Source organism: Streptomyces sp. CC53, assembly GCF_001865245.1.
Lineage (GTDB): Bacteria > Actinomycetota > Actinomycetes > Streptomycetales > Streptomycetaceae > Streptomyces.
In genome coordinates this window covers 1-16936 of record NZ_MKXB01000168.1, presented here as the reverse complement: position 1 = coordinate 16936, position 16936 = coordinate 1, and the positions used below count along the sequence as shown (strand labels likewise).

The window sequence follows — 16936 nt, the reverse complement described above, 5'->3', positions numbered from 1 at the left end:
GGCGGGAGGCGAGGTGGCGTGATGGATCCCGTGGTGGCGCTGGAGCGGATCGCGTTCCTGCTGGAGCGGTCGCTGGCCCCGTCGTACCGGGTGCGGGCGTTTCGCACCGCGGCCGCCGCCGTGGTCGGCGCGGGCGCGCAGGAGACGGCGGCGCGGGCCGCCGCGGGGACGCTGGAGGAGCTGCGGGGCGTCGGGCCGAAGACCGCGCAGGTGGTGAGGGAGGCCCTCGCCGGTGAGGTCCCGGCGTATCTGCGGCGGCTGGAGGAGGAGGTGGCGCGGGAGGAGCCGCCGGGTGCGGGCGCTGCGCTGCGGGAGCGGCTCCGCGGTGACTGCCACACGCACTCGGACTGGTCGGACGGGGGCAGTCCGATCGAGGAGATGGGGCGCACGGCGGCGGCGCTGGGCCATGCGTGGGTGGCGCTGACCGACCACTCGCCGCGGCTGACGGTGGCCCGCGGGCTGTCCGCCGAGCGGCTGCGGGAGCAGCTGGACGTGGTGGCGGAGTTGAACGAGCGGTGGGCGCCGTTCCGGATGCTGACCGGGATCGAGGTCGACATCCTGCCCGACGGGTCGCTGGACCAGGACCCGGAGCTGCTGGAGCAGTTGGACGTAGTGGTGGCCTCGGTCCACTCCAAGCTGCGGATGGACGCCGCGGCCATGACGCGGCGCATGGTGCGCGCGGTGCGCAGTCCGCTGGTGGACGTGTTGGGGCACTGTACGGGGCGGCTGGTCACCGGGGGCCGGGGGCGCCGCCCGGAGTCGGAGTTCGACGCGGACCGGGTGTTCGCGGCGTGCGCGGAGTCCGGCACGGCGGTGGAGGTCAACAGCCGCCCGGAGCGGCTGGACCCGCCGCGCCGGCTGCTGCGGCGCGCGGTGGCGGCGGGGACGCTGTTCGCGATCGACACGGACGCGCACGCACCGGGTCAGCTGGACTGGCAGGTGCTGGGTTGCGCGCGGGCCGAGGAGTGCGGGGTGCCCGCGGACCGGGTCGTCACGGCGTGGCCGGCCGAGCGGCTGCTGGCGTGGACGCGGACGGGGACGCTGCCCGACGGGTCGTGACGCCCGGGTGCCGGGCCTGGGCGGCGCCCGCGGGTCCGCCGCCACGCCGCCGCCCGGCCTCGCCGAGGGCGGACGAGGCTGCTCGGCAGAGGCTCCCTGGTGGAGCCGTATCACGGGGGACGTACCGAGGGGATCGGTTTTGCGTTCCACGGGCCCTGGCAGTGACCACGTGGTATCCGCGCGATGCCCGGCAGGGCACGCTGCCCGTGCCCTGCACTGCCGGTTCTGGCATGAGGCGCGGATAACGACCCCCGTAATACCGGCGTCACGGACGCTCGGCGGCCGCGACGGGCCTGGTCCCGCAGTCGCGTGACCTCCGGCCTCTCCCTCCAGCATGCCGCAGCCGCGGGCCGGTTTTCCTCTGACGGTTCTTCAGGGGAAAAGACACGCCGGTCAGTTTTCGGCCGGTGGGCCGTCCGGGACGTGGTGGCGCTCCGGGGAGAGCGCCCACTGGTACGCGAGGGCGGCGAGGGTGCCGGCGCCCCAGCGGGCCCGCAGCCGGCCGAGCTCGGTGGTGAGGGTGCGCAGGCCGATGTTGAGGCGGCGGGCGGTGATGCGCTGGTCGATGCCGGCGGCCGTGTCGATGAGGATCTCGCGCTGACGGGCGGTCAGCCGGTCGCCGTCGGCGGGCAGGGCCTTGCGCGGGTCGCCGTACCAGACGTCGGCACGCCGCCAGGCGTCCTCGAAGGACTCCGCGATGTAGGCGACCAGCGCCCGGTCCCTGACGTGCCAGGCGGTCTGCGACGGGGTGGCGTCGACGACGTGGTCCGCGATGAACGCCTGGCGGCGGTCGACGACGACGCACCGCTGGAAGGGCGAGGCGAGGGTGCGCAGCCGGGCGCCGGCGGCGGTCAGGGCGGCGGCCCGGTCGCGGGCGGCAGCGTCGTCGCGGGCGCTGTCGCCGTACAGGGCCCGCAGGGCCACACCGCGGGCGAGTGCGGCGCGGTCCCGGGCGTCGGTATCGGTGCGGCCGCCCGCGTCGTGCGGGTCGGCGGTCAGCACCTCGGTCTCCGCCCGGTCGACGGCCTCGCAGACGCGTGCGGCCACCTGTTCGCCGTCGGCCAGGAACTCGCTGCTGGAGCCGGAGCGCCACCGGGCGCGGGCGAAGTGCAGGCCGAGCTCGTCGCTGAGGGCGGGGATGGCGGCGATGTGCGCGGCCCGGCCTGCCATGTCGCGCAGTTCCTCGTCGATACGGCGGCGGCCCGCCTCCTGCGGGTCCAGGGCGATGGGCCGCTCGGGATGGTCGGGGTCGACGACGACAAGTCGCCAGGCGACCAGTTCGCGCAGGTCGGGGGCGTCTTCGGGGCGGACGGGCTCGTCACGGGTGATGCGGGCGTAGAGCCGCCTGGCGGCGGTGGACAGCTCTGCCGCCGCGCGCGCCGGGTGGTCCGTTTCCCTCATGTATGCCCCTGTTGACGACTGCGTGTGTACGCCGTGCGCACGCACGCACCCCCCGGGCGCTTGATCGCCGACGCACGACGCGCCAGCGTACCCGTGCGGCCGTGTGCGGCTGCCGCCCCGCGGGGCGGCGCCGGGGGCCGGCGGCGAGGCACGTCACGCCACAGGTGAGAGAGATCGTCATGGACAAGGTCGCTCTGCGCTTCCTGCTCAGGGAGCGACGGGCGCTGATCGCGCCGGAGGACCACGGGCTGTCCCGGCCCACCCGGCAGGGCCGCAGGGCCCCGGGGCTGTCGCAGGCGCAGGTGGACCAGCTCCTGCACCGCGCGCCCGACACGTACGGGCGGCTTGAGTCGGGCCGGTACCCGAACCCGCCGCTGGACCTGCTGGAGGACGTGGCGCGGCTCCTCGGCATGAACGAGCACGACTGGGTGGCCCTGTGGCGGTACGCGCTGGGGCAGGACCCGCCGTACCCGCTGCACCCGCGGTCCGGCGAGGTGGTGTCCGGGGCGTGGCAGGAGGTGCTGGACGGCGTCTCCCACATGGCGTACGTCAGCGACCGCTCCTGGAACCTGCTCGCCCACAACGAGCCGTTCGCCGCGCTGTTCCCGGGGCGGTGCGTCCCGGAGAACACCATGCGGTGGATGACGGTGGACCCCGAGGCACGCGTGATGCTTCCGCGGTGGGAGACGGCGTGGGCGCCGCTGGTGCTGCCGCAGCTGCGCGCGGCGCGGGCCGCCGACCCGGGCGACCCCGTGCTGGCGGGCATCGAGCGGGAGGTGCTGGCCGACCCGGTGGCCGCGCGGATCTACGGGTCGGCCGGCGCCTACCTGCGGCCGGTCGAGGGGGAGCGGCCGGTGCGCCACGCGGAGCGCGGCCCCGGCTGGGTGTCGGTGTGCGCCGCGCAGCCGATGGCGGCGCCGCGGGCACGGCTGATCATCCTGCCGTTCCGGGCGGGTGAGGAGCCCGCGGTCCGGCGGACCAGGCCCCTGCGGGCCCGTCCCTGGGGTGGCGCGCGCCCGGGCCCCGACCAGCGGCCCGACCAGGAGCGGCGGCCCGGGCCGGACCGCCGCCGGCCCGTTCACCGTCCGCGGCGGCCATAGCGGCGGTCCTGGCAGGTACCCGGCCGGCATGGACGACGACGGGCGTTTCCTGCGCGCACCCAGCCGCTTCACCGACCGCATCACCGCCGACGGCCGCGACGGCTGGCCCGTGGAGGCCGGGCGCTACCGGCTCGTGGTCAGCCGCGCCTGCCCGTGGGCCGGCCGCTCCCTGGTGGTGCGGCGGCTGCTCGGCCTGGAGGAGGCGCTGCCGCTCGCGGTGGCGGACCCGGTGCAGGACGAGCGCAGCTGGCGGTTCACCCTGGACCCCGGCGGGCGCGACCCGGTGCTGGGCATCCGGTTCCTGTCCGAGGCGTACGAGGCGCGGGAGCCGGGCCAGCCGGACGGGGTGAGCGTGCCGGCGGTGGTGGACGTGCCGAGCGGGCGGCTGGTCACCAACGACTACCAGCGCATCACCCTCGACCTGGAGACCGAGTGGACCGCGCTGCACCGGCCCGGGGCGCCCGAACTGTACCCGCAGCGGCTGCGCGACGAGATGGACGTGCTGATGGACGAGGTCTTCCGGGACGTCAACAACGGGGTGTACCAGGCGGGTTTCGCCCGTACGCAGCAAGCGTACGACGAGGCGTACGGGCGGCTGTTCGCCCGGCTCGACCAGCTGTCGGAGCGGCTGGCGCGGCGGCGCTACCTGATGGGCGACACCCTGACGGAAGCGGACGTGCGGCTGTTCACCACCCTGGTGCGCTTCGACGCCGTCTACCACGGCCACTTCAAGTGCAACCGGAACAAGCTGACCGAGGACCCGGTGCTGTGGGCGTACGTGCGCGACCTGTTCCAGACCCCGGGGTTGGGGGACACCGTCGACTTCGACCACATCAAGCGGCACTACTACCTGGTGCACCGGCACCTGAACCCGCGGCGGATCGTGCCCCGCGGCCCCGACCTGCGCGGGTGGCGTACGCCGCACCACCGCGAGGAGCTGGGCGGACGGCCGTTCGGGGACGGCACACCGCCGCCCCCTCCCCGGGAGGACGAGCTGGTCGCCCCGCTGTGACGGCGCCGGCCGGCTGCCACAGCGGCGCGGCACGGAAGCCGGGGGCGCTGCGGGGGCGGCGTGCGAGGGGCGGCGGGGCGACGGCGCCCTCCGGGTCAGTCCGCGCGCCAGACCGTCGTCGCGTTGCAGAACTCGCGGATGCCGTGGCCGGACAGCTCGCGCCCGTACCCGGACCGCTTGACCCCGCCGAACGGGAGCGCCGGGTGGGAGGCCGTCATGCCGTTGACGTACACCCCGCCCGCCTCCAGGTCGCGCACACAGCGCTCGACGTCCGCGTCGTCCCGGGTCCACACGGTGGAACTGAGTCCGAACGGGGAGTCGTTGGCGACGGCGACCGCCTCGTCGAGGCTGCCGACCCGGTACACGACCGCGACCGGCCCGAACGCCTCCTCGCGGTGGATGCGCGCGGCGGGGTCGACGCCGGTGAGGACGGTCGGCTCGAAGAACCAGCCGCCGGCGAGCGGCCCCGGCAGGCCGCGCGGCCTGCCGCCGCCGCAGCGCACCTCGGCGCCCCGGCGGACGGCGTCGTCGACGAGTTCCTCCACGTCCGCCCGGCCCGCCTCGGTGGCGAGCGGGCCGACGTCGGTGGTGCCGTCCGCGGGCTCGCCCACGGCGAGGGCCGCCATGCCCTGCGTGAAGCGGTCGGTGAAGTCGTCGTAGACGTCGGTGTGGACGAGGAACCGCTTGGCGGCGATGCAGGACTGGCCGTTGTTCTGGACGCGGGCGATGACGGCGGTCGCGGCCGCCGCGGCGACGTCGGCGGACGGCATGACGAGGAACGGGTCGCTGCCGCCGAGTTCCAGGACCGTCTTCTTGACCTCGTCGCCGGCGATCGCGGCGACCGCGCGGCCCGCGCCCTCGCTGCCGGTGAGGGTGGCGGCGGCGACCCGCGGGTCGCGCAACACGCCCTCGACGTCGCCCGAGCCGATCAGGAGGGTCTGGAAGACGCCCTCCGGGTAGCCGGCGCGGAGCAGCAGGTCCTCCAGCCACAGGGCGGTCTGGGGCACGTTCGACGCGTGCTTGAGCAGTCCGGTGTTCCCGGCCATGAGAGCGGGCGCCGCGAACCGCACGACCTGCCACAGCGGGAAGTTCCACGGCATGACCGCGAGGACCGGGCCGAGGGGCCGGTAGTGGACGCGCGCGGAGGCGGCGCCGGCGTCGTGCACGTCCGCCGCGGCCGGCCGCTCGTCGGCGAGGAGGGCCTCGGCCCGGTCGGCGTACCAGCGCATCGCCTTGACGCACTTCGCGGCTTCGGCGCGGGCGGCGGTGAGGGTCTTTCCCATCTCCGTGGTGACGGTCGCGGCGATGTCCGGCAGCTCCTGCTCCAGCAGGTCCGCGGCGCGCCGGAGCAGTGCGGAGCGCTCGGTGAAGGAGGTCGTGCGGTAGCTGCGGAAGGCGGTGTGGGCGGCCTCCAGTCGCCGCTCGACCTCCGCGCGGTCGTGGGGCTCGAACGTCCTGAGGGTCTCGCCGGTCGCGGGGTTCACCGTCGCGATGGGCATGGGCGGCCTCCTCGGGCCTGTCGGGTGCGGTGTCCTTCGTGTCCCGTTCCCCGCCACCACGAGGACGAACACTGCTTAAACAGCGCATATCGGCACGCGAAGATAGGATTTCCTCATGGGAGAGCGGCCGGTTGCACCCACCGCACCCGAGCTGGTGCTCGATGTCGCCGGGGAGCCCACCGCGATCCGCCCGAGCCGGGCCTACCGCGTCGGGCGCGACCCCGCCGGCGACATCGTGCTGGCCGACGCCCGGGTCTCGTGGCACCACGCGGTGCTGCGGCCCGAGCGGGGCCGGTGGACGGTTCGGGACGAGGGCAGCACCAACGGGACGTACGTGAACGGACGGCGCGTCACGGCGGACGTGGTCGGCGCCGGTACGGTGCTGCGCTTCGGGCACCCGGAGGACGGCCCCGGCGGGCTGCTGTCGTCACCGCGCCCCGCCCGGGGTGACGGTCACGGGAGCGGCGCGGCCCCGGCCGGGGAGCCGGGTTCCACGCCCCGGTCGCCGGCGGCGCCCCCGGGCGCCGGACCGCCTGAGGCGCGGGCCGGGGCGGCGGACGAGGCGGAGGCGGCCCGGGCGGACGGGGAGGCCGTGGACACCGCCCGGCCGACCGGGACCCCGGTGCCCCCGGACGGAGGGCGCCCGACCGGGGGGCCGCCGCCCCCGGACACGGCCCGGACGCCCGCGGCGCACGCAGCCGCCGCAGGGGCACAGGATCAGGCGCACGAGCAGGCGCGGCCCCGGTCGCTGCCGGGCGCCACCGGCGCGTTCCGGCAGCCGACGTCCGTGCGGCAGCTGCCCGGCGGGACCGTGCGCATCGGCCGCGACCCGGCGAACGACGTGGTCGTCGACGACCTCGTGGTGTCGCGGCGCCACGCGGAACTGCAGCTCAGGCCTGACGGCACCCACTGGATCCACGACCTGGGGAGCCACAACGGCACCTTCCTCAACGGCCGCCGCGTGGACACCGCCCGGGTCACGGCCGACGACGTCGTCGGCATCGGCCACTGCGCGTACGTCCTCGTCGGCGGGCGGCTCGTCGAGTACACCGACACCGGCGAGGTGTCCCTCGACGTGCAGGGCCTGTCGGTCACCGTGGACGGAGGCCGCGACGGAGGCCGCAGGACCCTGCTCGACGGGGTCTCCTTCCCCGTCGGCGAGAAGCACCTGCTGGCCGTGGTCGGGCCGAGCGGCGCGGGCAAGTCGACGCTGCTGAACGCCCTGACCGGGCTGCGGCCCGCGGACCGCGGCACGGTGCTCTACGACGGACGCGACCTCTACCGCGAGTACGCGGAGCTGCGCCAGCGCATCGGGCTGGTCCCGCAGGACGACATCCTGCACCTCCAGCTGACCGTGCGGCGCGCCCTCGGCTACGCGGCCGAACTGCGCTTCCCGCAGGACACGGCGCGTGCCGAGCGGGAGGCGCGGGTGGCCGAGGTGCTGCGCGAGCTCGGCCTGGAGCAGCGCGCCGACCAGCCGGTGCACAGCCTGTCGGGCGGCCAGCGCAAGAGGGTCAGTGTGGCGCTGGAGCTGCTGACGAAGCCGTCGCTGCTGTTCCTCGACGAGCCGACGTCCGGGCTCGACCCGGGCATGGACCGGTCCGTGATGCACATGCTGCGCGGCCTCGCCGACGACGGGCGCACCGTCATCGTCGTCACGCACAGCGTGCTCAGCCTGGACGTGTGCGACCGGCTGCTGGTGCTGGCGCCCGGCGGGCGGATCGCCTACTTCGGGCCGCCGGGCGAGGCACTGGGATTCTTCGGGTTCGCCCAGTGGCCCGAGGCGTTCGAGGCGTTCGAGACCGACCGGGCCCGGGACTGGGCCGGCCGCTTCCACGACTCCGCGTTCCGGCAGCGGTACGTCGAACCGGCTCAGCCGCACCGCGAGCTGTCGCCCGCAGCGGGCGCAGCCGCACCGCCCGCGCCGCCCCCCAAGGCGCAGAGCTGGGGCTCCCAGCTGCGGACGCTGGTACGCCGGTACGCGGCGGCTCTGAGCGCGGACCGCACCTTCCTGGCGATCATGGTGGCGCTGCCGTTCGTGATGGGCGCGATGGCGCGGGCGCTCTCCGAGGGCCGGCTCGGCCCGGAGTCCTCGCTGAACGTGCTGCTCATCCTGTGCGTCGGCGGGGTGCTGACCGGTGCGGCGAACGCCGTGCGGGAGCTGGTGAAGGAGCGGACGATCTACCGCAGGGAACGGGCGGTGGGCCTGTCCCGGTCCGCCTACCTGATGTCGAAGGTGGTGGTCCTGGGCCTGGTCACGGTCGTGCAGGCGGTCGTGCTGACGCTCGTCGCCCTGGTCGGCGTGCCGCTGGGGGCTCCGGACGGGCAGGGCGTGCTGCTGCCCCCGCTGGTGGAGCTCACCGTGGCGGTGGCCGCTCTCTCCTTCACCGCCATGACCCTGGGGCTGCTCGTGTCGGCCCTGGTGCGCAAGGAGGAGGTCACCATGCCGCTGCTGGTCCTCCTCGCGATCGTGCAGGTGGTGTTCTGCGGGGCGCTGCTGGAGGTGCGCGGGACGCCGGTGCTGGAGCAGCTGGCGTGGCTGGTGCCGTCCCGGTGGGCGTTCGCCGCGATGGCGTCGACCGTGGACCTGGGGGCCACGGTCCCCGGACCGAAGGCGGACGACCCGCTGTTCGCGCACACGGTGGGGACGTGGCTGCTCGTCATGGGTGTGCTGCTGGGGCTCGCCGTCGTGTTCCTGTTCGTCGTGGCGCGTCTGCTGCGCCGCCACGAACCGGTGATCATGCGCAGGTAGCGACCCGGAGAGGAGCCGCACGTGGCCTCCCCCAGCGACCCGGTGAACCCGGCCGCGCCCGAGGCGGTCGCATGGCCCGGGCAGTCATGGGCCCTCGACGGGACGGACCCGGCGGTGCCGGACTTCCGGCCCACGCACGTGGTGCCGCGCGCCGGCCTCCCCGCGTGGGAGACGCCGGGGACGGAGCTGCCGACGGTACCGCTCGACCCGTTCCTGCCGGTCCGGCTCGACGAGCGGCGGGGCGACTGGGGCAGGGTGGTGTGCTCCAACGGCTGGGCGGCCTGGGTGGACGCGCGGCTGCTCGTGTCCGTGCCGGCCGACCCGCCCGCCGCCGCGCAGCCGGCGGCGCGCACGGCGGACCCGCGTCGGCTGCTGGCCCGGGTGGAGGAGGCGGTGGCCCGCTACCGGGAGGCGGTGGAGGCGCTGGCGGGGGGAGCCGCGGACCGCGAGGGGTTCCGCGACCGCACGGGCGGGCTGCGGGTGGGCGTGGTCGTCGAGGGCGAGTCGCTGTGGCTGTACGACGCGGAACACGAGCGCTGGCTGTACGGCGACGGCGCCCAGCTGGCCGCGTACGCGGCGACGGCCCGGCCGTCCACCGCGCCGCCCGTACAGGCCGGGGAATCGCCGGGCGCGGGGGGCCGCGAGGTGCAGGAGGAGCCCGGGGCACCGGGCGTGCCGTCCGTGCCGGGGCCGCCGGAGGCAGGCGGCACGGCGGGGGCGTCCGGGTCCTTCGACAAGGCCGGTGAGGCGGGAAGCGCCACGGGGGCCGGGCAGGGACGCGACGGCGGGCCGGCCCATGCGGCGGGCCGGCCCGGCGGTCCGCCGGCCGGTCCGGGCGGAAGCGGCGGGGAGGCAGGAGCCGTCGGGGACGGGGGGCGGACCGGCCATGCCCGGGAGCCGGATCGGGCCGGGGCGGTCGGGGACGCCGCCCGAGCCCGAGGTGCCCGGCTCGGCCCTCCAGGGAGCGCCGAGGAGGCCCACGGGGCCCATGAGTCCGACGGGGTCGACGCCTCCGCGGCGGCCGGGCGTGTGACGCACAGCGGCGCCGCGGAGCGCGGCGGAGGCGGCGAGCCGGGCCGGGAGAGCGGCGGCCCCGCCCCCGGGCAGCCACCCGGCCACGAACCGACCCGCATCGTGCAGACCACCGAACCCACCGGCACCCCCCAGGAACCTACCCGCATCATGGAGCCCCCCGACGAGGAACCCGAAGCGAAAGCCCCGAGCACCACGACCGTCCCCCAGGAACCCACCCGCGTCATGGAGCCACCGGACGAGAAGCGCGAGGCCGAGACCCCGGGCACCGCGGACGCCCCCCACCAGCCCACCCGCATGGTGGAACCGCCCAGCGAGGGCCGGGGGGAGGGTGCGCGGTGAGCGGGGAGCCCGCGGACCGCGCGGACGTGCTGCCTGCCGGGCGGCCGTCCGGGCTCGTCGGGCAGCGCATCGCCTCGTACCGCGTGGAGGGCGAGATCGGGCGCGGCGGCATGGCGGTCGTCTACCGGGCCCGCGACCTCCGGCTGGACCGGACCGTGGCGCTGAAGCTGCTCGCGCCCGAGCTGGCCCGCAACGACACCTTCCGCAAGCGCTTCGTCCACGAGTCGCGGGTGGCCGCGGCGATCGACCACCCCAACATCGTTCCGGTGTTCGAAGCCGACGAGACGGAGGGCGTGCTGTACATCGCGATGCGGTACGTACCGGGCCAGGACCTGCGGGCGCTGCTGGACCGCGAGGGACCCCTGCCGCCGGAGACGACGGTGCGGCTCGCCGCGCAGGTCGCTTCGGCACTCGACGCGGCGCACCACCACGACCTGGTGCACCGGGACGTCAAGCCGGGCAACATCCTCGTCGCCGAGGGCACCGACAGCGACCATCCGGAGCACGTGTACCTGACGGACTTCGGGCTGACGAAGAAGTCGCAGTCGCTGACCGGCCTCACCCGCGTGGGGCAGTTCGTCGGGACGCTGGACTACGTGGCGCCGGAGCAGATCTCCGGGCGCGCGGTGGACGGCCGGTGCGACGTGTACAGCCTGGGCTGTGTGGTGTACGAGATGCTGACGGGCGCGCCGCCCTTCCTGCGCGACGACGACCTGGCACTGCTGTGGGCCCACCAGTACGACCCTCCGCCGCCGCTCGGAGCGTCCCGCCCGGGGCTGCCTCCGGGACTGGACGGGGTGCTGGCGAAGGCACTGGCGAAGGCCCCGGAGGACCGGTACGGGTCGTGCCGGGACTTCGTGGCGGCGCTGCGGGCGGCGGCGTCCGCCGGGGCGGGGGGCGCTGCGCCCGGGCCGGTTGCCGCGGGGAGCCCCTACGTGCCGTCGGGGCCGCCGCCCTCGCCGCCGCGCTGGGCGCTGCCGGTGTTCCGGTATGCCTCCCCGGGCTCGGACTGAGGCGTCGCCACCTCGCCCCGTCTGCGTACCGGGGAGGCGAGGAGCCCGCCGAGGAACCCGGCGGCGAGCCCCCACAGGAGGGCCAGGCCGACCGCCGTCCACAGGTGCGGGCGCAGGACGGCCTCCCCGCCGAGCGCGTCGATCTCGAAGATCCCCAGCAGGGAGAGGCCGAAGCTGGCGCGCAGCCGGGTCAGGGGGGCGATGACGAGCATCGTGAGGGCGAAGGCCACGCCGAAGTGCAGGGCCTGCTGCCACAGCCGGGTGCGGGCGGGCGAGCGGACCGCCATGACGAAGGCGGCGGCGAGGAGCAGCACGGCCGCCGCGGGGACCAGCCACCAGGCCCGGCCGTCGTACTCGGCCAGCGCCTGCACGTCGAGGGTGGTGATCTCCTCGCCGCGCAGCACCTGGTCGAGGACGTGCGGCATGGGCAGGCCGAACGGCCCCTCCACCTTGCCCTCCCAGGAGGCGAACACCCCGAGTCCGAGGGCCATCCAGACGAGGTTCGGCAGGCCCAGCAGCAGCACGGCGAAGGTGTCGGCGGTGTGGCCCTTCGTCGCGGCGACGACCAGGCCGGTCACCAGGCCGATGGCGACGTACGCGAGGAGCAGGACCAGCATGGCGAAGGCGGCGGGCCTGACGGGTTCCTGGTAGCGCACCAGGCGGCTGGGCAGGGGTGCCTTGCGGGACACGAGGAGCGCCATGACGAGGACGCCGAGGACCCACAGCAGGCCGTAGAGGAGGGTGCTGCCGAGCCTGGCCTGGAAGCCGAGTTCGGGTGAGGCGTCCAGCACGTCGCCGAGCAGGTCGCTGATGACGCCGGCGGGGCTGTCCTGCGGCACGATGTCGGTGAACGTGTGGCGGGCGAGGGACACGGCGAGGGCGAGCCCGGCCAGCCACAGGAGGACCGTGCGCCCCACCCTCGCGAGGAGTTCGCGCCCGGAGGCGACGGCCCGGTGCCGCAGCGGCCGCAGGAAGCCGGCGCCGAGGACCAGCGCGCCGGTGAGGCTGACCGACAGCGGCATGGCGACGAGTTCCGCTTCCGCGCCGGCGAGCGCGCCCGCGCCGCCGGACAGGTCGACGTCGCCGCCGGCCGCCATGACGACGACCGCGGCGACGACGCGGGGGAACGCCCCGCCGGGCAGGTCGGTGGCGCCCGCCGCCCAGAGTCCGAGGGTGGCGACCAGCGTCATGGCGACCAGGGCGGCCAGCACCGCGGCCAGCGCATCGCGCCAGTCGTGGAGGGCGTGCCGCAGGGTGTCCTGGGACGGGCCGCGCTCAGCGGCTTGGCGACTGCTCACGTCGCCCACGCTAGGCACGGTCCGCGGCTCTCGGCTTGCGGACGGCGCCCGGACGGGGCACACAATGGCGCGAAACGGAAGAAAGGGATGAACGTGACGTCCGATCCCGGCTCCGGCCGCCCCACTGGCCCCCCGTCGGGTCCCCTGTCGGGCCGCCCGTCCTCCGGCCGCCCAGAATCCCCCTCTCAGCAGCCCACAGCGCCCGCGCAGCCGTCCCCGCCACCTCCCCCGGGTGGCGGAGGCGGCGGGGACGGAGGCGGCGGTGAGGGGGGAGGCGCGGGCGCGGGGGGCGGGGGCGGCCGGCCCCCCTGGTGGCGGTCGACAGCGGTGATCGCGGCGGCGGCCGGTGTGGTCGTGGTCGCCGTCGCCGTGGCGGTCGTCCTCGCGCTGTCCGGCGGCGACGGCGACGGGGAGGGGAGCGCGGCCAGCAGCCCCGGTGACCGGCTCGGGTCCGTCAGTCCGGCGGGCGGCGCCAACGACCTCTTCCTGCAGCCGCCGGACCCACCGGGGCAGAACCCCTTCACCGACAGCACGTCGACGAAGGCGTCGGCTCCACCGACCCCGAGCCTGCCCACGGGCGCGACGCGGCTGGCCACGGTCACCGGTTCGGACCCGGGCCTCTACGGCGGCACGCGCAACGTCGCCAGCTGCGACGTGGAGCGCCAGATCGACTTCCTCACCGCCGACGAGGCCAAGGGCGCCGCCTTCGCCTCCGTGCTGGGCATCACCGCCGAGGAGGTACCCGCCTACCTGCGGGGGCTGACGCCCGTGCAGCTGCGGCTCGACACCCGGGTCACCAACCACGGCTACCGGGACGGCAAGCCCTACCCGTACCAGGCGGTGCTCCAGGCCGGGACCGCGGTGCTGGTCGACGCGCGCGGCGAGCCGCGGGTGCGCTGCGCCTGCGGCAACCCCCTGACCGCTCCGGCGGAGCTGAAGCCGGGGTACGAGACACAGGGCGAGGCGTGGCGGGGCTACGACCAGTCCCAGGTCGTCGTGGTCAAGCCCGCCGCGAAGCCGGTGGAGAGCTTCGTGCTCGTGACCCCTGACGGCGGGCGCATCGAGCGCCACCGCGGGGACACGGACGCGAACGACGACGAGCAGACCACGAAGCCGCCCGGGACGCTGAGCCCTTCGCCCGGCGGCTCCGTCACCACGGAGTCCCCCCGGGAGACCGGCTGCGTCACGGTGCCGCCCGGCGAGCCCACGCCCGAGGGCAGGACGCCGTGCCCGCCGGTGTCACCGCGGGAGCCGCCCACGACCACCACCGCCCCGCCGCCCGGCGAGGAGACGCCCGGGGGTGGCACGACCACCCCGCAGCCCCCGCCGGGCACCGGAAACGGCAGCGCGCCCGGGGACGGGGCGGTGACACCGGGCGACGCCCCCGCCGGCACCTCCTGACGGCCGCCGCTCCCCGCCCGGGGGCCGGCCTACGGGCGGGGTTCGCCGTGCCCGCGGCGCCGCCACGACGGCCCGGCTGCCTCACCGGAACGGACGGTGCCGCGGGGGCAGCCGGGCCGGGGCGCCGGCGCTCGGTGGCGGTGGTGGCGGCCCGGCCCGGGCGGCGGTTCAGTCCTTCGCGGCGGCGTAGTACAGGTTCAGGGGGTCGCCTTCGACGCTGTGCGTCTCGACGCGGGTGAAGCCGGCCTCGGCGAGCATGCGGCGGGCGGTCTGTTCGCCCCACACCGTGCCGAGCCCGGCGCCCCCGGTGCTCAGCGACGTCGTCATGCAGTAGAAGACCGAGAAGCCGTAGAGGGCCGGGCCGAACGGATGCCCGATGTTGTCCTCAAGGTTGCTGGACGCCGCGATGTCACCCATCAGGAAGACGCCGCCCGGCCGCAGGGCGGCCGCGATCGCCGTGAGGGTCTCCGCCGGACGGGCCAGGTCGTGGATCACGTCGAAGGCGGTGACGATGTCGTACGTGCCGGGGATCTCCGTCGAGTCGCCCACCGTGAAGCCGACGTTGTCCAGGCCCAGCCGCTCCGCCTCCGCGCGGCCCGCGGCGATGCCCTCCTCCGACTGGTCGAGGCCGCGGAAGCGGCTGCGGGGGAAGGCACGCGCCATCACGACGGGGGCGTGGCCCTGTCCGGTGCCGACGTCGAGGACGTCGGCGCCTTCGCGCATGCGGTCGGTGACGCCCGGCGCGAGCGGGAGGATCGTGTCGACGAGTGCCGCGTCGAAGACCCGCGCGTTCTCCTCGCCCTGGAGCTCCTGGAAGCGCGGGTACGCCGAGTAGGGCACTCCCCCGCCGTGCCGGAACGCCTCCACGACACGGTCCTCCACCCCGCCCATGAGCCCCACGTACTGCATGAGCGTGGCGAGGTTGTCCGGGCCGGCCGCCCGGGTGAGGCAGGCCGCGTGCGCGGCGGGCAGCGAGTACCGGGCGCCGTCCGGTGCGTACGTGACGAAGCCGCTGACGGCCATGCCGCCGAGCCACTCCCGTACGTAGCGCTCGTCCAGGCCCGCCGCCTCGGCGATCTCGCCGCTGGTCGACGGCGGCAGCCCCGCCAGGGTGTCGAACAGGCCGGTCCGGTGGCCGATGCTGGTGAACAGCGCGACCGACGCCGCGTTCAGGACGTCGACGACCTTCCCTGAGAACTCCTCCCGCGCTGTCTGCCCCGCCGTGCCGGATGCCGCGTGCTGCGGGTCGGCGGTCGCCATGGCGCCTCCTCGTGCCGTGGGTCCCCGTACCACCACGGTAGGCAGGCGCCCGCCGGGCGGCGACCGGGCGTGCGGGCCACGGCGGCGGACCGCCTCAGATCGCGTACGGCCAGGTCGTGAGCATGTGGGCGCCGTACCAGCAGCCGAAGAGGACCAGCCCGGACAGGACGGCCGCGGCGGTACGGGGGCGGGCGCGGGCCAGGGCGCGGGCGGGCGGGACGAGGAAGAGCAGCGCGGGGACGAGGAGGCGCAGCTTGCAGTGGTAGTAGTTGGACTGGCCGACGGCGAGGACCGCGACCACCGTGCCGTACACGAGCAGGGGAGGCCACGCCCCGCGGCGCCACGCCGCGGCCGTCGCGGCGAGCAGCAGCAGCACGAGGAACGCGGTGCTGACCGGCACCCAACCGTCGAGCCGGAGGAGCGCGTCGCCCAGGAAGTCCGCGAATCCCGCCCCGTGGTCCCAGTGGGTGCCCCAGCCGGCCTCCTGGATCAGGAACCAGGCGTCCGCGCGGCCCAGCCGGTGCCCCACCCACAGGAGGTAGGCAGGGGTGCCCGCGCAGCCCAGCACGACACCGGCGAGGGCGCGCGGCTCCAGGCGGCGGGCGCGCAGCATGTGCAGGGCCGCCGCGGTCGCCAGGGCCAGGGTCGCGGCCACCGCGACGGGCCGGGTCAGCCCCGCCAGGGAGGCCAGCGCACCGGCCGTCAGCCAGGCCCGCCGGTGGGCGGCGAGCAGGCTCGCTGCGGCCAGGGCGGTGAACAGGGCCTCGCTGTAGCCCATGACGAGGACCACGGCCAGGGGCTGGGCGCCCGCGAACAGCACGATGCCGATCAGCGCGGTGCGCTCCCCGTGGAGCCGGGCCAGCAGGGCGTACAGGGCCGCCGTCGCCGCCGCGAGGGCGAGGTGCCCGGTGAGGAGGGCGGCCGTGCCGGCGTCGGTGCCGGTCGCGGCGCGGACGGCGGCGGTGGCGAGCGGGTACAGCGGGAAGAACGCGAGTTCGTTGCCGGTGAGTGCGCCGTCGGCCGTGTACGTGAACCCGGTGGGGTAGCCGTCGGTGGCTATGGCGGCGAAGTGGCGGGCGTCCCAGGACAGCAGCCGCTCCCGGAGCCCGGGGCCGCCGGGAGGGTCGAGGACGGCGAGCACGACGAGATGGGCGAGCACGGACCCGGTGTGGACGGCGCCGATCCGCAGCGCGGCACGGGCTGCGGGGGGCGCGGACCACCGGCGCGACCTCCCTTGACGGTCAGTCAACTTCTCTGTCCGGGGGGTGCGGTGGCGCGGAGAGGGCTGAGGGTGGTCCGGGTCCGGGTGGGGCAGGCGGGCAGTGGTCAGGGAGGTCGGCACCGGCATCGGCTCCTTCGGCGGGTCCTGCGGGACCCGGTGGGAGTGGGTTGACGCCGGCTATACGCCCGGGGGCGGTGGACGGTTGACCGGTGAGACGCAGGTCACCCCGCAGCAGGTGGGAGGGGGCTCGCGGCGGGCGGCACGGTGACCGCGCCGGGCGGGCCCGGAACGGAGACGGAGGGGTCCGGCGGGGCGGCGGTGCGGCTCGGGCCGGTGGCGTCCGCGCTGGTGCCGGTCGGCTGCGGCGCGGACCGCGAGGGCTCGGGGGCGGTGCCGGACGGGAGCGGCTCCGTGGTGGCGGCCTCGGACGCGGCGGGCAGCGGCCCCGGTGCGGCGGGCGGGGCCGGCTCGGGCCCGCCCAGGACCGCGGCGAGCACGACGGCCAGAGCCCCGCAGGCCACGCCTGCCCCGGCGGCCGCGGCGCG

At 76.1% G+C, this 16936-nt stretch carries 12 protein-coding genes and 1 pseudogene; 7 read left to right on the top strand and 6 right to left on the bottom strand.

Translation table 11 applies throughout. From position 1 onward, the window contains the following. The first annotated feature begins 21 nt into the window (after positions 1-21). Entirely contained in the window at positions 22-1059 is a 1038-nt protein-coding gene (locus BJP40_RS20255; protein WP_071266919.1) for a PHP domain-containing protein, read from the top strand. 393 nt (positions 1060-1452) lie between these two features. Here the strand turns inward: BJP40_RS20255 and BJP40_RS20250 are convergent, their stop codons facing one another. After that, positions 1453-2460 (bottom strand): TrmB family transcriptional regulator sugar-binding domain-containing protein, encoded by a 1008-nt coding sequence (locus tag BJP40_RS20250; protein WP_071266921.1) that lies wholly within the window; start codon positions 2458-2460, stop codon positions 1453-1455. A 179-nt stretch (positions 2461-2639) separates the two neighbouring features. Here BJP40_RS20250 and BJP40_RS20245 point away from each other — a divergent pair, with 179 nt between their 5' ends. Then, positions 2640-3560, top strand: coding sequence for a helix-turn-helix domain-containing protein (locus BJP40_RS20245; RefSeq protein WP_071266923.1), 921 nt, complete (start codon positions 2640-2642; stop codon positions 3558-3560). A gap of 28 nt (positions 3561-3588) precedes the next feature. After that, positions 3589-4572, top strand: a complete 984-nt coding sequence (locus tag BJP40_RS20240) for a glutathione S-transferase family protein (protein ID WP_071266929.1) — start codon at positions 3589-3591, stop codon at positions 4570-4572. Positions 4573-4667: 95 nt separating this feature from the next. Here the strand turns inward: BJP40_RS20240 and BJP40_RS20235 are convergent, their stop codons facing one another. Continuing rightward, positions 4668-6071, bottom strand: coding sequence for an NADP-dependent succinic semialdehyde dehydrogenase (locus BJP40_RS20235; RefSeq protein WP_071281581.1), 1404 nt, complete (start codon positions 6069-6071; stop codon positions 4668-4670). Positions 6072-6186: 115 nt separating this feature from the next. Here BJP40_RS20235 and BJP40_RS20230 point away from each other — a divergent pair, with 115 nt between their 5' ends. From BJP40_RS20230 to BJP40_RS20220, 3 genes are read left to right on the top strand one after another with little or no spacing between them, the layout of a single operon-like run. Next, a complete protein-coding gene (locus BJP40_RS20230; RefSeq protein ID WP_071281580.1) occupies positions 6187-8823 on the top strand; it encodes an FHA domain-containing protein in 2637 nt (878 codons plus the stop codon). A 21-nt stretch (positions 8824-8844) separates the two neighbouring features. Further along, positions 8845-10197 (top strand): hypothetical protein, encoded by a 1353-nt coding sequence (locus BJP40_RS36365; RefSeq protein ID WP_226962813.1) that lies wholly within the window; start codon positions 8845-8847, stop codon positions 10195-10197. Beyond that, the gene (locus tag BJP40_RS20220; RefSeq protein WP_071281579.1) at positions 10194-11210 is read left to right on the top strand and encodes a serine/threonine-protein kinase; all 1017 of its coding nucleotides are present in this window, start codon (positions 10194-10196) and stop codon (positions 11208-11210) included. Before BJP40_RS36365 ends, BJP40_RS20220 begins: the two co-directional genes overlap by 4 nt. On the opposite strand, the gene BJP40_RS20215 is transcribed toward BJP40_RS20220, so the two are convergent. Next, positions 11129-12508: a streptophobe family protein gene (locus tag BJP40_RS20215; RefSeq protein ID WP_218153219.1), complete on the bottom strand. Its 1380-nt coding sequence runs from the start codon at positions 12506-12508 to the stop codon at positions 11129-11131. The genes BJP40_RS20220 and BJP40_RS20215 overlap by 82 nt on opposite strands. An 87-nt stretch (positions 12509-12595) precedes the next feature. On the opposite strand from BJP40_RS20215, the gene BJP40_RS33160 reads away from it, so the two are divergent. Then, positions 12596-13909 carry a DUF6777 domain-containing protein gene (locus BJP40_RS33160; protein ID WP_071281578.1) on the top strand — a complete coding sequence of 438 codons (1314 nt, stop codon included), beginning with the start codon at positions 12596-12598 and terminating at the stop codon, positions 13907-13909. Positions 13910-14077: 168 nt separating this feature from the next. Here BJP40_RS33160 and BJP40_RS20205 read toward each other — a convergent pair whose 3' ends face one another. The 3 genes and pseudogenes from BJP40_RS20205 to BJP40_RS34435 form a co-directional block, all read right to left on the bottom strand. Continuing rightward, a complete protein-coding gene (locus BJP40_RS20205; protein ID WP_071281577.1) occupies positions 14078-15169 on the bottom strand; it encodes a class I SAM-dependent methyltransferase in 1092 nt (363 codons plus the stop codon). Between the two features lie 94 nt (positions 15170-15263). Continuing rightward, positions 15264-16328: a hypothetical protein gene (locus BJP40_RS20200; RefSeq protein ID WP_226962812.1), complete on the bottom strand. Its 1065-nt coding sequence runs from the start codon at positions 16326-16328 to the stop codon at positions 15264-15266. A gap of 284 nt (positions 16329-16612) precedes the next feature. Beyond that, a pseudogene (locus BJP40_RS34435) lies at positions 16613-16936 on the bottom strand (hypothetical protein); the annotation flags it as partial.

Coding starts and splice junctions, on each gene's coding strand:
- BJP40_RS20255 (WP_071266919.1), top strand. CDS start 22: ATGGATCCCGTGGTGGCGCTGGAGCGGATCGCGTTCCTGCTGGAGCGG.
- BJP40_RS20250 (WP_071266921.1), bottom strand. CDS start 2,460: ATGAGGGAAACGGACCACCCGGCGCGCGCGGCGGCAGAGCTGTCCACC.
- BJP40_RS20245 (WP_071266923.1), top strand. CDS start 2,640: ATGGACAAGGTCGCTCTGCGCTTCCTGCTCAGGGAGCGACGGGCGCTG.
- BJP40_RS20240 (WP_071266929.1), top strand. CDS start 3,589: ATGGACGACGACGGGCGTTTCCTGCGCGCACCCAGCCGCTTCACCGAC.
- BJP40_RS20235 (WP_071281581.1), bottom strand. CDS start 6,071: ATGCCCATCGCGACGGTGAACCCCGCGACCGGCGAGACCCTCAGGACG.
- BJP40_RS20230 (WP_071281580.1), top strand. CDS start 6,187: ATGGGAGAGCGGCCGGTTGCACCCACCGCACCCGAGCTGGTGCTCGAT.
- BJP40_RS33160 (WP_071281578.1), top strand. CDS start 12,596: ATGAACGTGACGTCCGATCCCGGCTCCGGCCGCCCCACTGGCCCCCCG.
- BJP40_RS20205 (WP_071281577.1), bottom strand. CDS start 15,169: ATGGCGACCGCCGACCCGCAGCACGCGGCATCCGGCACGGCGGGGCAG.